Origin of the sequence: Sphingomonas sp. TREG-RG-20F-R18-01 (genome assembly GCF_022662475.1) — a bacterium.
In the GTDB taxonomy this organism is placed as follows: domain Bacteria; phylum Pseudomonadota; class Alphaproteobacteria; order Sphingomonadales; family Sphingomonadaceae; genus Sphingomonas.
This window is the reverse complement of sequence record NZ_JAKNQQ010000011.1, coordinates 24,168-36,269: the sequence shown is the minus strand read 5'-3', so window position 1 is coordinate 36,269 and position 12,102 is coordinate 24,168. Positions and strand designations below refer to the sequence as shown.

The following is a 12,102-nucleotide window of genomic DNA, read 5'->3' as shown; positions in this document are numbered from 1 at the left end:
GCGGTGACTAGCGCTGGTCGCGCCTGGTCGGAAAGATCGGCCCGCGCACGGTCATCTTGGTGGCGTCGTAAGGCTTCTGCAGGGCGACGATCTCATCATAGCTGCCGCGCAGCCAGGTATCGACGTCCTCTGGCTCCAGGATCGTAATCATCGCCTTAGGATGGATCGGTGCAACGAGCGTGTTCGGGTCGCACGTCACCATCGTAAAGCCATTTCCGCCCTCCGCGCGCTGCCAGAACCCCGCGACCGCGAACACCGGCTGATCGGTCACCCCGAACCACATCTCGCCTTTCAGCGGTGGTTTGCCGTCGCCGAGGTCATGCTTGTCAGGCGTGAACTCGCAAAACTCGGTCAGCGGCACGAGGCAGCGGTTCTCCGGCTTCTCTGCCAGCCTGCGCCATTGCGAAAGCCCGAGCTGGCGCACGTTGGTCATCGGCCATGCCGCCTTCCCGCCAAGCACGTCCCAGGACATCACGTCCCAGGCGCGTTCCCTACCCTCTTCGCGGATCACATAGTTGCGGCTCTTGGGCCGCAGCTCGCGCGGATCGAACCGGTTGTCGCGAGGCCGCTCGATAAACAATTTCGCGGCCGATCCCCAAAGGGTCTCGGGCTCATTCGACATGCGGGCACGGTTACACATGGTGTCAGGTATACCGATCCGATCGGCGCCGCCTAGCGCGCGACCGGTTCGATCCGTGTGGTCCAGGCCGGGCTCTTCTGCGATTGCTTCGTGTTGAACGGACGCTCGATAGCCGATTGTAACGGCGGACTGAAATCGGTGTAGGCTGCGCAAGCCCCGACGAGCACGAAGGCGTGAACCAGGAGAAGGACTTGCTTGCTAATCTCTCGCGAAGATTGAGTGCGGAAGCACTCGGGTCATTTTTTCTGTTCGCGGCCGTGGTCGGGTCGGGAATTATGGCAGAACGCTTATCTGGCGGGAATAGCGGAGTAGCCCTGCTCGCGAACACGATCGCAACAGGCGCGATGCTCTTCGTCCTGATCGGCATATTGGCCCCGATTTCAGGCGCGAACATGAATCCCGCCGTCAGTCTGGTAGCAGCCATTCGGGGCGACCTCGCTTGGTGGGATACAGTACCCTACGTGCTGGTGCAGATTGGAGGCGGTCTGCTTGGTGTCTGGGTGGTGCATCTGATGTTCGATGCGCCGATCCTTGAGACATCGATCAAGGCGCGTCATGGTATCGGGCAATGGACCGGCGAGTTCGTCGCGACGTTCGGGTTGATTCTGACGATCGTCGGAACCGCGAAGCACCGTCCCGATGGGATCCCTGCGGCCGTCGCTATGTACATCGTCGCAGCCTACTGGTTCACGTCGTCCACGAGCTTCGCCAATCCGGCGATTACGATCGCGCGGTCATTGTCGGACAGCTTTGCCGGGATCGCACCGGCCGATGTCCCAGGATTCATCCTTGCACAGCTCGCCGGCGCAATTGCGGGATCGTTCGTGGCAAGCTGGCTGTTTCCGAATGCACCAGTTTAACGGAGATACTATGACCCTACGATCTTTTTGGACAGTCGGCATTATCGGTGGATCAGGCCTATACGCGATCGAAGGGCTGGAAGAGCCAGAATGGCTTGATATCAGCACGCCGTGGGGGGCGCCGTCCGATCAGCTGTTGCGCGGTCGCATAGGACATGTTCGCTTTGTTTTCCTGCCGCGTCACGGTCGAGGGCACCATCTGCCCCCGACAGCAGTAAACGCGCGCGCGAATATCGATGCGCTGAAGCGCGCCGGCTGCACCGATATTCTCGCCATATCTTCGGTGGGATCGTTGCGAGAGGAGCTCGCACCGGGGCGCTTTGTGATCGTCGACCAGTTTATCGACCGCACGGTGCATCGGGACGCGAGCTTTTTTGGCCCGGGTATGGTCGCGCATGTCTCGATGGCTGAGCCGGTTTGCCCGCGCCTTTCGCGATACGCAGCTAACGCTGCGACTGCCGCGGGCGCAGATGCCACCGAAGGTGGCACTTACCTGGCGATGGAAGGCCCGCAGTTTTCGACGAAGGCAGAAAGCGCATTGTACCGGCAATGGGGATGCGATGTAATCGGCATGACCGGAATGCCCGAAGCCAAGCTCGCCCGAGAGGCGGAATTACCCTATGCGCTTGTCGGCATGGTCACCGACTATGATTGCTGGCGTAGCGACACAGCCCATGTCCAAGTCGGCGACGTCATCGCCCAGCTTACGACCAACGCGGCGGTGGCAAAGCGGTTGGTCGTCGAGTTCGCTCGCGCATTGCCGGAACAACGAGAAGCGTCGTCGATCGACACGGTTCTCGACCAATCCCTGCTGACTGACAGTCGCCACTACGACACGGCTATGCTGCAGAAACTGGACGCTATCGTCGGGCGCGTGACAGCGGCTCGCGCAGGCTAACTCAACCGCTGCAGCTCGCTCCGCCGAGAACGCAGAAGCGCGCGCAGTGAGGGTGATTCAGAGCGACAGGTCTGCTTGCCTCAGCAAGTGTGGTTCCGAGATCGAAACCGGGGTGATACGGGATCAAGGTGCAGGCAGCGACGCTGGGACGGGCAGCGCCGCGTCGCTTGACCACCATTCGGCTCGATGCGCACATGACCGACGAGGGGGACTTGCCAAGGACCGACCAGCACCCTTCGCTGATCTCTGGCGTATCGGCCTCTGCATCCATTTCGGGGAACAGCACCAGTTGATCGGGGTTAGTAACATCAAGCCTCAACCCGATGCTGGCGAACAACGTCGCATAGCCGATCCGTGCCTCGTCGAGCCGCTCGCCAGCGATCTGTCTCCCTGCGACGGCAATGGGAAACTCATTCTTCGCCAGCCAGCGGAGCCCATCGATCGCCTTTTCCCACGTCCCGGCACCGCGCTCGGCTTCATGTGCTTGAGAGCTGTAATGGTCGAGGCTGACACGCAGAATCAGTCTGTCGCCGTACTGCTTCTTCAGTGCGAGCAACTCGGTTTCGTGCCTTCGCATCGGACGCATCGCATTCGTAAGGAGCAACACCGAGAATCCGCGCTCCAAACAAATCGTCAGGATCGGTACGATGTCGCGGTTCATGAATGGTTCGCCGCCAGTCAGGCCAATTTCGTGGGTCGGTAACTTCAGATCGGCGATTTCATCCAGGTAGGCAGCCACTTCTTCGACGGACAGATAGACCAGTGCATCGTTGGTGGGGGAGCTTTCGATATAACAGGTCGCGCACGCCAGATTGCACAATGTGCCGGTGTTGAACCACAGGGTCGTCAAGCCGACCATCGACACACTTGCGCGGATTTCTCCCTTGGCAGTGATGCCGGGATCACGAAACTTCTCGATCGCAAGCGGGGCGGCTGCAGCGAGACGGAAGGGCGAACACGACGGATCGGGAAAGCTAACCATCCAGCTCTAACGCCTCGATTAGTCCCGCGGCCTTTGATCGAGCACAGAAATATCCGGCGCCGCTCTTCATCGATATTCCGGGTTCGGATGGTCGAAACGCGCGCCCGCATCCCATTCGGATCGCTGGTTACCATATGCGGGGATGCCGCCGGCCTTTTTCAGCATTCGTGCAAGATGCATCAAATTCCACGCCATGAACGTCGTGTTGCGCTGGGTAAATTCGTTTTTCACGCCAACCTGATCATCGTCTCCATAGGACGGCCCTGGGCCAGCTTCCCCGATCCAGCCTGCATCAGCTTGAGGTGGAATGACATAGCCAAGGTGTTGTAGAGAATAGAGGATGTTCATCGCGCAATGCTTGATGCCGTCCTCGTTCCCGGTGATGATGCAGCCAGCGACGCGGCCATAGTACGCATATTGTCCAGCGTCGTTCGTCTCGCCCGAAAACCCGTAAAGCCGTTCGATCACTCGCGTACATATCGACGACTTGTCCCCCAGCCAGATCGGCGTGCCCAGGACCAGGATATCGGCTGCCATGACCTTCTTCTGAATTCCGGGCCAGTCATCCCGGTCCCAACCATGCTCGGTCATGTCCGGTTGGACGCCAGGAGCGATCATATGATCGACGGCGCGGATGGTCTCCACGCTTACGCCGTTCGCCGTCATGATGGCTATCGCGTTATCCATCAACGCCTGCGTATGCGATGGACTCGTTGATCGCTTCAACGTGCAGTTGATGAATAATGCGCGTAATTCTTCATCCATCAGACGCTCTCCAAGTGAATCCAGCTATTAGCTATTCGCACGCCAGGTCGCCTTGGTTACGCCGACGATATCACTTTTTTGGCTGAGCAATCTGTTGCCGACACTAATCAGCGGTTCCTCGCACAGGATATTCCTTTGCCTGAATGAAGCGGATGCCCTCCAGCAGGGACGCGAGATCGGGGCGAGCAAAGGGGGCATTCGAAACGTCCACGATTTGAACCTTGCCGGCAGGATTGATGACGAACACTGCCGGCTCGGCGAAGTTGCGATCCGTCTCGTCGGGCGAGCGGGGCGATGAGATGTAAAGACCAAGCATCCGCATCTCGGATTCCGAAAGGTCTGCCAGGACGGGTATGCTCCACCCTTCCTTTTCCGCCTCCGATCGCGCCCGGTCGAGCGGGTCGGATGACAGCGCCCAGACCGTCAGCCCGGCATCGGCAAACTGGCCGCGCATTTCATCGAGCTGGCCAAGATATTTGCGGCAAAGCGGGCAATGCTTACCTCGGTAGATTACGAGCATTCGCCAACCCGGCGCCTTAGCCGGAATGACATCCGTCCCGTCCACGGCTTTCCAGGTCACATCGGGAAACGCAGCACCCGCGGCAAATTTGGTCGGTACAGACATATCTTCGTCCTTATGGCTTAGCAGAAGGACGGTCGGGTGCATCTTCGGTTCCCAAATCCAGCCTGGCTAGCCAGCATGTTCAGGAGGGGGCGCTGTGCTCGCCTCCTGATCAGCCGTGTCGTTTGCCATAGTCACCGCACGTGGGGGTAGCTGTCGCCCAACCGGGCACGGACACCCAGCGCCCAGCGGATTCCCACGGTAAAATAGATCCAGTTGGCCTTCCACTCTCCCCAGGCGGCGACCCGCCGATCGGAGGTCAAGATCACTCGGTTCACGAGCCTTACGCGACCAAAGCGCGCCATTTTCACGCACAAGTCCGCTTCTTCCATCACGGGCGTACCCGGGTCACAGCCGCCCGCGGCAAGGAAATCGGCACGGCGGAAGAACATGGCATGGTCGCCGAACAACAATCGTACCCCGCGCAGGAAAAGGTGCGGACGCATGATCAACGGCGCATACCAGGTCTTGATCCAGTTGTGGAACGACGTCGCCCACCGCACCTTGTCCGGGCCGCTCAGCAGGGGAGTGAAGCCGGCGAGAGCAATGTCGCGGTCCGCAAGCGTGCGGCTGATCACCGCCACCATGTCGTCCGGTGGCGAGGTATCGGCATGGAGTACGCACACGAACTGACTTGAAACCTCAGACACGCCGCGGTTGATCTGAACCGAGCGGCCGCACGCATCGTGCTCGATAACGGCAAGGCCAAGCGATCGCGCGAGCGCGGCTGTGCCGTCTGTACTGCCACCATCTACGACGAGCACCTCTGCCGGTTGCGGATCCAGTGCCGCCAGCAGGCGGGCGAGGCGGGGCAGCGTGGTAGCCTCGTTCAGGGTAGGGACGACGATCGCAACGTCAGTCATGTCGTCAAACCCGGCCACCGTTCCAGATCCTCCGGTCGATCGCAGTCTGACAGCCGTGGCAACAGCTCGGGCGTAACACCAGTGGCAGCCAGTCGCGAGATTGTCTGATTGAACACCCTATCGCTGCTCCAGGCGATGTCCCGAAAGATACCTGTGATCGGCTGCGCAAGGCCTAGAAGCCAGTAGCCACCGTCCTCGGCAGGCCCGATCACGGCTGTGCGGTTAAGGAGCGCCTGCGAGGCTTGGACAAGGAGATCGGCGCTGAGGTCCGGCGCGTCGGCGCCTATGAATAGCGTTGGATATGGCGGCCCAGCTCTTTCGAGGCGCTCGCCCAGGTCGCCCTCACCTTGATCCGCTATTTCAACCGGACCTAACCATTCCAGGAAGGCATCTGGCGGTGCGCCAGTTACACGCAACTCGTGTGGCAAGTCCGACGCTCGCACCGCCGCCAACGTATGTTCGGTCAGGCGCCGATGGAGGGCAGCCGCACCTTCGGGGCCTAGAGCCGGAATAAGTCGCGTTTTGGCGCGCCCAGGTTCGGGATAGCGGGTGAAGAGGACAACGCGTGGGATAGCCATGGCTTAAGATAGCACCAGACCCGGCAACTTGTATCGACAGTCGTTGTTGTATCATCATGACAGGCAAGCCCAAGACACATCAGGTGCTTCTTGCCGCAGGTGCCGCAGCGGTAGGATTGGCTGTCACGGCAATCTTCGTTGCCGAAAAGCGTCGACCTTTGCGGAGCAGGACACAGGCCGAGCCGGGCCGTAGCATCGTCAACCTGATGCTTGGCACGATGAGTATGGCCGTCATCAATCTCGTTGAAAAACCGATCACTCAGCCGCTTGCCCGCCGCGCTGAAACAAAGCGTCAGGGGATAGCTCAGTGGCTGCCTGTAAGCCCCTGGCTAAGGGATGCCGCGGCGGTGCTGATGATGGATTACACCATCTATCTCTGGCACATCGCTACCCACAAGGTGCCGTTTTTATGGCGTTTCCATCTCGTCCACCACGTCGACATGGACCTGGATACCACCACGGCACTACGTTTCCATGCCGCGGACATGGCAATCTCGGCACCATATCGAGCTGCGCAGGTTGTGTTGTTAGGGGTATCTTCGCGTGCGCTCAGAGTCTGGCAGGCGTGGTTTTTCCTGTCCGTCTGGTTTCATCACAGCAATCTTGCGCTGCCTGCCCGGTGGGAGCATCTCCTCGCCCGGTTCGTCACCACTCCACGCATGCACGGCATTCATCACTCGGCCATGCGCGCCGAGACCAACTCGAATTGGTCAAGCGGCCTCTCATTCTGGGATCACCTGCATGGCACGTTCCGGCTCTACGTACCGCAAGACGAGATCGCGATCGGAGTGCCGGCTTATCGCAAACCGTCGGAAACGGGTCTTCTAGCTTCGCTCGCTATGCCGTTTGGCCCCGAACGCAATGCTTGGGTACCGTCGCCTGCCGGCACGACGCCAGCTCTTGAGCGTTCTACCGTACAGCATCGATCACAGGATATCGTATCATGAGCATCGAACTTCTCTCCCCGCCGCAGCTCAGCGACGAACTGCGTAACGGCACCAGTCCGGAACTTACGCGCCGCAGGATCGGCATCGGCTTGTCGTTGGGCGGAGCCTTCGTAGCCGCAGCGGTAGCAGCATACCAAACTGGACTGTCGAAGCGGCTGCCGGACATCCTGCCCGGTAAGGTGTGGGATGCGGAAAAGGTCGATGCTTCCGATTACGCTTACTCCAACCTCCAGCAACCCGATGGTCCGATGATGCTGGTAAATTACGGCCTCACAGCAATGGCTATCGCCGCAGGCGGCAAGGACCGCGCGGAGCAGAATCCAGCGCTGCCGGTGGTTGCCGCTGCAAAAGCCGCGGGAGACTTCGCCTTGTGCAGCGCGATGGCAGTTAAGGAATGGCAGGAGAATAAGAAATTGTGCAGCTGGTGTCAGGTTGCGACAGTGATCTCCGCGACCACATTAGCGGTGAGCCTCCCCGAAGCGATCAAGGCGTTGCGCGGGCCTTCGTCTCGCCCTGCTCACTAGGCAGGAAGCCTGTTCCTATCGCATAGTCGATCAAGCGATTTAAGAACGCCCCGTCGGCCGGGGAGCACTTGCGGCCCGTCAACGCTCGGGCTTGGGTGTCATCGAAACGTGGGTCGCGCTGGAAATAGCTCGAATATAGTCCAGTGACACGCGTATGGAGGCGGCGTTCGAGCGGGGGCAATGTCGTAGGGTCGAAGTCGATCGGGTTCACAAATTCCGGTGTCGCAAAATGCGGGATACGCGCTATCGCCGCGCGGAACGTCTCGATCGGAACGGGCGCGCCCGAGACGAGATGACAAGTGCTGCCGACCGCAGCGTCGATGTGCTCGACGAGATTGACAATGCTTCCTGCAACGTGGTCGATCGGCACGAAATCGATCGTCGCTTCCGTTGTCGCAGGCATAATTCTCACACGCCCCTGAGCGATAAGCTTGAACGCTGCATAGATCGTATCGAACTGGCGGATGGCCCCGCTTGCCCACTCGCCGACGATCACGCTCGGTCGGGCAATCACGGCGGGGACACCGCTTTCGCGCACGAGCGCCTCGGCGGCTGCCTTGCTAACTTCATAGCCATTGGCGAAAGGGAAGCGGACGTCCCGGGCTTCTTCCATCACCGGGCCGTTACGCATGCCGCAAACATAAGCGGTGCTGATATGGACAAGCTTCATCCCGCCTGCCCGAGCAAGATCGACAATGCGGGCTGTGCCCTCCACATTGACGGCGCGATGTAGCGCCTCTGGTGCATCGAACTGGGTTATCGCGGCGCAATGTACGACAAGATCCTGGTTTTCCGCCACTCCGTTCCAGGTCGCGTCATCCCAACCCAATCGCTCAGCTGCTAGATCACCAGCGAGCAGCGTTATGTCGGCTACCGGAATGCCGTCATTGGCTCGTACCTCCCTGTTCCGATTGACCAGGCCAGTTACGCGATGACCCTCGCCCACCAGACGCGCCGCGACCTCACCGCCGAGTAATCCCGCGGCACCCGTCAGAAGAATTTTCAACAGCAACTTGCCGCGACGCTGATGTCGGCGCCTTCACTGGCGTACGGAAGCGTCGTGCCGCACCCGGCGAACACGCCGAAGTGCCGACTAAAATCCCCAAAAAACTCGAAATGTTCGGCGAAACGTGTTTCCGCCAGCATTTTCCAGGTATTTCCACAAACCGGGAACAGCCTTCCCGCTTCGATAAGATGATGTCCGTCGAGAAGGAACGCACGCTCCGATCCTGCGATCGTGCCACGATAACGTACTGCTTGCCCATAGTCCTCACACTGAGGCTCTAGGCCATCGAGCTTGAAAAGCCGGTACGTTGCCGAGAAGAACCGGTGCCCCTCCACCTTTTCGGCCACTGCCGCGTCCCCGATGCCAAGTGGCCTATCGGTAACGAGCCGTGGATCACCAAAGCCGGCCTGCTTGGCCAATCGGTCGAAATCTCCCCAATAGAGGGCCCCGGCCAGACATTCCCCGTGCAGCACGGGATCCTGCAACAGCTCCGCGGCCACACGACGATCCGCATAAACGTCCGAGAAATAGAGTTCTCCACCCGGCTTGAGCAACCGGTGTGCGGCACGGAAGACCGCCGCCTTGTCCGCGACCAGATTGATGACGCAGTTCGAGACGATGACATCGAAGCTGGCATCCGGAAGGCCCAGCTCGTCGAGCCGTTCGATATCACCTTCCAGGAAGCGCACATTGGCATAGCCAAATCGCTCTGCGTGCCATTCGAGATGACGGTTGGCGACCGCAAGCTGCTCGGGCGTCGCATCGACGCCAGTAACGCTCCCATCTTCGCCGACCATTTGCGCGATAAGATATGCGTCCTGTCCGGACCCGGAGCCGAGATCGAGCACCGATAGGCCACCCAGCGCATCAGGCACCACCAAGCCGCAGCCATAATAGCGCGCCCGAACCTCTTCATGCACGTTCGCGAGTGCAGTCCGGATCACGGAAGAAGGTGCGTCCGCCGTACAGCAAGCATCAGTACGCAGGTCGGCCGACCCGGTCAGCACTTCACCATAATAACGGCGGCTATTCTCGATATTCATGCGTGACCTTCTCTGGCTTCGCCTGGAAAAAACAAACGCTGGGGCGAGCGAAAAGCCTCAGGCCCCTTCAGCGTCCGGACAAAGGCGGTCATTGTCTGGAGGTGCGCATCTTGCCGCGCACACTTCTGATCGTCGACCAAGCCCCATAAAGTATTAGGACGGCAAGGAAAATCCAGACCCACGCCGGGATGCCCCTGCCAGCGATGGCCAAGTAGAGGTACGCCGAACAGAAAAAGAGACCCGCAGAGATGACCGGTAACACTGTCGATCGGCCCGCTTTTCCTCGCCGCACCAGCCAGCCAAGCGACGCAAAAAAGAACGGGATGGCACCGATATAGATCGTCGCAAACACGATTGGGTCGACGCCATGTTGGCGCCCGGTCGCGAGCACCCAGTCGTACCAACCACTCATCCACGTAGCCTGCGAGCGCCGGAGATAAGCTGCGCCCAGCGTTTCGGCCAGGCACCGAATACAAGCGGTTCATGCGCAGCGAACGCGGCAGCCTTGGTGATTTCTGACCGGGTCGGGTATGCAATGACGGCCGAACCGAGCGCAAAGGTCGATGTTCTTCCGGTGATGACTTGAGACCAAGGTTCCAAGAGATCGCCAGCGTGCGCGCCGACGATCGTCACCCCTATGACTTTGCCTCGATACCGCACGAGCTTCATGAAGCCCCGCACGTCACCTTCTGCGACCGCACGGTCATTCTCGGAAAAGTCTTCCCGTATGACGTCTATTCGCCCGTAACGCTCGCGCGCTTCAGTTTCCGTCACACCGATCTGCGCAAGTTCTGGGTCGGTGTAGGTAACATGCGGCAACGCGCGCCAGTCGACCTTGCCGGGGATGCCGAGAGCCAGGTCCGCCGCAACGAGAGCACCCTCATAGCCACTGACATGGGTGAAACGGGGGCCGGCGCGGCAATCGCCGATCGCGTATATGCGCTTGTTACTACTCCGGCGCCGCGCATCCACGACAATGCCGTCCTTCCCCGCTTCGACGCCTGCGGCCGCGAGCTCCAGACCTTGAATGTTCGATACCCTCCCTGCCGCAACGAGGAGGTGGCTTCCCGCGACGGATCGCTTGTCATCCAGCACAAGGCTCACCCCTTGTTCGGTGCGCTTGGCTTCGATCACCTCCCGCCCGAGTTCCAGGACCACACCTTCGATACGGAGCTGGTTGGTCACAAGGGCAACCGCGTCCGGATCGTCGCGTCCGAGGGGTGCACCCGGCGCTACCACCGTCACCCTCGAGCCAAGACGACGATACGCTTGCGCCATTTCGAAGCCAACTGCGCCTGCGCCCAGTATGAGAAGGTGCTCGGGCAAAATGTCGAGCTCGAACAGGTTTTCATTCGTGAGAAACGGCAGGCTGGTAAGACCCGGGATATCCGGGATTCGCGGCTTAGAGCCTGTCGCGACGACGAACCTGGGAGCTCTCAGTCGGCGATTGCCAGCCTGGATCGTAGTCCTGTCCAGAAACTGCGCTCGGGTTCGGATAACATCCACGCCAAGCCCCTCGAAACGCTCCTGCGAGTCATGTGGGGCGATGGCCAGGATGGCAGCGTTGACATGAGCACGCACGGCGCTGAAGTCTACGTCCGGTATGCCGAGAGCCACACCAAGGCGGACACCGTCGCGGGCGCTTTGCGCCCGGGCCGCGGCCGCGAGCAAGGCTTTGGAAGGTACGCAGCCCGTATTGAGGCACTCACCGCCCATTTCGGCCTCTTCGATCAGAGCCACCTTCAGCCCGAACATCGCGGCACCGCCGGCTGCGGTCAGCCCCGCTGCGCCAGCCCCGATAACGATCACGTCATGCGTATAGGTCATATAGCCATTCTGCCGGCGGGCCGACGATCCCTGTCGAAGGCAAGAGGTCGTCTCACAGCGGATACCAAACGCATCTGCTACAGCCTCGCCTGCCCTCGATCAGTCTTCGATATCACGTGTTCGCAGTCGTTGCCTTGTAAACGGCTCCGAGAACGGCACCGAAGATCATGTGAAGCATGAGCGTCATGATCGGTGCAGCAATGCCAAGGTTGAGGCCGAACAACCCGGCGCCTGCCATCGGCATAATCATGATCATCATCACCAGCCAACCGATCACGCCCAGGATGACGCCTTGCACAATCAAGCTTCCCGGAAGTCGCCCGGCCAAGAGCGCGAAGACTACCCCGTAGCCGATCGTGCCGATCATGAAGTGTCCCAGCCAGCCCAGCGCGAGGTTGCCGGGAGCACCCATCATCGATGCCAGCATCGCGGCAATATCGAGCTGGGGCATGATGCCCATCATGGCCTTCACGACCATCATGGCGGATAGGACGACCGTAGCGGCGAAAGCCGCAACCATCGACTTGGCGACATTTCCCATCTGTTA

General features: G+C 60.2%; 15 protein-coding genes. 4 read left to right on the top strand and 11 right to left on the bottom strand.

Annotated features, from left to right (window positions below):
- Window positions 1-7: 7 nt before the first annotated feature.
- Window positions 8-640 carry an SOS response-associated peptidase family protein gene (locus tag L8K25_RS19395; protein WP_242140643.1) on the bottom strand — a complete coding sequence of 211 codons (633 nt, stop codon included), beginning with the start codon at window positions 638-640 and terminating at the stop codon, window positions 8-10.
- A gap of 173 nt (window positions 641-813) precedes the next feature.
- On the opposite strand from L8K25_RS19395, the gene L8K25_RS19390 reads away from it, so the two are divergent.
- Both L8K25_RS19390 and mtnP read left to right on the top strand, forming a co-directional pair.
- A complete protein-coding gene (locus tag L8K25_RS19390; RefSeq protein ID WP_242140642.1) occupies window positions 814-1,500 on the top strand; it encodes an MIP/aquaporin family protein in 687 nt (228 codons plus the stop codon).
- Between the two features lie 10 nt (window positions 1,501-1,510).
- Window positions 1,511-2,398: an S-methyl-5'-thioadenosine phosphorylase gene (mtnP, locus tag L8K25_RS19385; RefSeq protein ID WP_242140641.1), complete on the top strand. Its 888-nt coding sequence runs from the start codon at window positions 1,511-1,513 to the stop codon at window positions 2,396-2,398.
- A 1-nt stretch (window position 2,399) separates the two neighbouring features.
- Here mtnP and L8K25_RS19380 read toward each other — a convergent pair whose 3' ends face one another.
- The 5 genes from L8K25_RS19380 to L8K25_RS19360 form a co-directional block, all read right to left on the bottom strand.
- On the bottom strand, window positions 2,400-3,380 hold the full coding sequence (locus L8K25_RS19380) for a radical SAM protein (protein ID WP_242140640.1): 981 nt from the start codon (window positions 3,378-3,380) through the stop codon (window positions 2,400-2,402).
- A 66-nt stretch (window positions 3,381-3,446) separates the two neighbouring features.
- Window positions 3,447-4,145 (bottom strand): flavodoxin family protein, encoded by a 699-nt coding sequence (locus L8K25_RS19375; RefSeq protein WP_242140639.1) that lies wholly within the window; start codon window positions 4,143-4,145, stop codon window positions 3,447-3,449.
- Window positions 4,146-4,248: 103 nt separating this feature from the next.
- On the bottom strand, window positions 4,249-4,812 hold the full coding sequence (locus L8K25_RS19370; protein WP_242140638.1) for a peroxiredoxin-like family protein: 564 nt from the start codon (window positions 4,810-4,812) through the stop codon (window positions 4,249-4,251).
- An 89-nt stretch (window positions 4,813-4,901) separates the two neighbouring features.
- Window positions 4,902-5,648, bottom strand: coding sequence for a glycosyltransferase (locus L8K25_RS19365; protein WP_242140637.1), 747 nt, complete (start codon window positions 5,646-5,648; stop codon window positions 4,902-4,904).
- Window positions 5,627-6,208, bottom strand: coding sequence for a TIGR04282 family arsenosugar biosynthesis glycosyltransferase (locus L8K25_RS19360; protein WP_242140636.1), 582 nt, complete (start codon window positions 6,206-6,208; stop codon window positions 5,627-5,629). The genes L8K25_RS19365 and L8K25_RS19360 overlap by 22 nt, the downstream gene beginning before the upstream one ends.
- Before the next feature lie 56 nt (window positions 6,209-6,264).
- On the opposite strand from L8K25_RS19360, the gene L8K25_RS19355 reads away from it, so the two are divergent.
- Both L8K25_RS19355 and L8K25_RS19350 read left to right on the top strand, forming a co-directional pair.
- Window positions 6,265-7,155, top strand: coding sequence for a sterol desaturase family protein (locus L8K25_RS19355; protein WP_242140635.1), 891 nt, complete (start codon window positions 6,265-6,267; stop codon window positions 7,153-7,155).
- Window positions 7,152-7,679 carry a vitamin K epoxide reductase family protein gene (locus tag L8K25_RS19350; RefSeq protein WP_242140634.1) on the top strand — a complete coding sequence of 176 codons (528 nt, stop codon included), beginning with the start codon at window positions 7,152-7,154 and terminating at the stop codon, window positions 7,677-7,679. Before L8K25_RS19355 ends, L8K25_RS19350 begins: the two co-directional genes overlap by 4 nt.
- Here L8K25_RS19350 and L8K25_RS19345 read toward each other — a convergent pair.
- The 5 genes from L8K25_RS19345 to L8K25_RS19325 all read right to left on the bottom strand — a co-directional run bounded on the left by L8K25_RS19345 (window position 7,639) and on the right by L8K25_RS19325 (window position 12,096).
- A complete protein-coding gene (locus tag L8K25_RS19345) occupies window positions 7,639-8,685 on the bottom strand; it encodes an SDR family oxidoreductase (RefSeq protein WP_242140633.1) in 1,047 nt (348 codons plus the stop codon). The two genes, L8K25_RS19350 and L8K25_RS19345, sit on opposite strands and share 41 nt — an antisense overlap.
- Window positions 8,682-9,728, bottom strand: a complete 1,047-nt coding sequence (locus tag L8K25_RS19340; RefSeq protein WP_242140632.1) for a methyltransferase domain-containing protein — start codon at window positions 9,726-9,728, stop codon at window positions 8,682-8,684. Before L8K25_RS19340 ends, L8K25_RS19345 begins: the two co-directional genes overlap by 4 nt.
- 88 nt (window positions 9,729-9,816) lie before the next feature.
- Window positions 9,817-10,140 carry a hypothetical protein gene (locus tag L8K25_RS19335; protein ID WP_242140631.1) on the bottom strand — a complete coding sequence of 108 codons (324 nt, stop codon included), beginning with the start codon at window positions 10,138-10,140 and terminating at the stop codon, window positions 9,817-9,819.
- A complete protein-coding gene (locus tag L8K25_RS19330; RefSeq protein WP_242140630.1) occupies window positions 10,137-11,555 on the bottom strand; it encodes an FAD-dependent oxidoreductase in 1,419 nt (472 codons plus the stop codon). The genes L8K25_RS19335 and L8K25_RS19330 overlap by 4 nt, the downstream gene beginning before the upstream one ends.
- A gap of 112 nt (window positions 11,556-11,667) precedes the next feature.
- Entirely contained in the window at window positions 11,668-12,096 is a 429-nt protein-coding gene (locus tag L8K25_RS19325) for a DUF6789 family protein (protein ID WP_242140629.1), read from the bottom strand.
- Window positions 12,097-12,102: the final 6 nt, after the last annotated feature.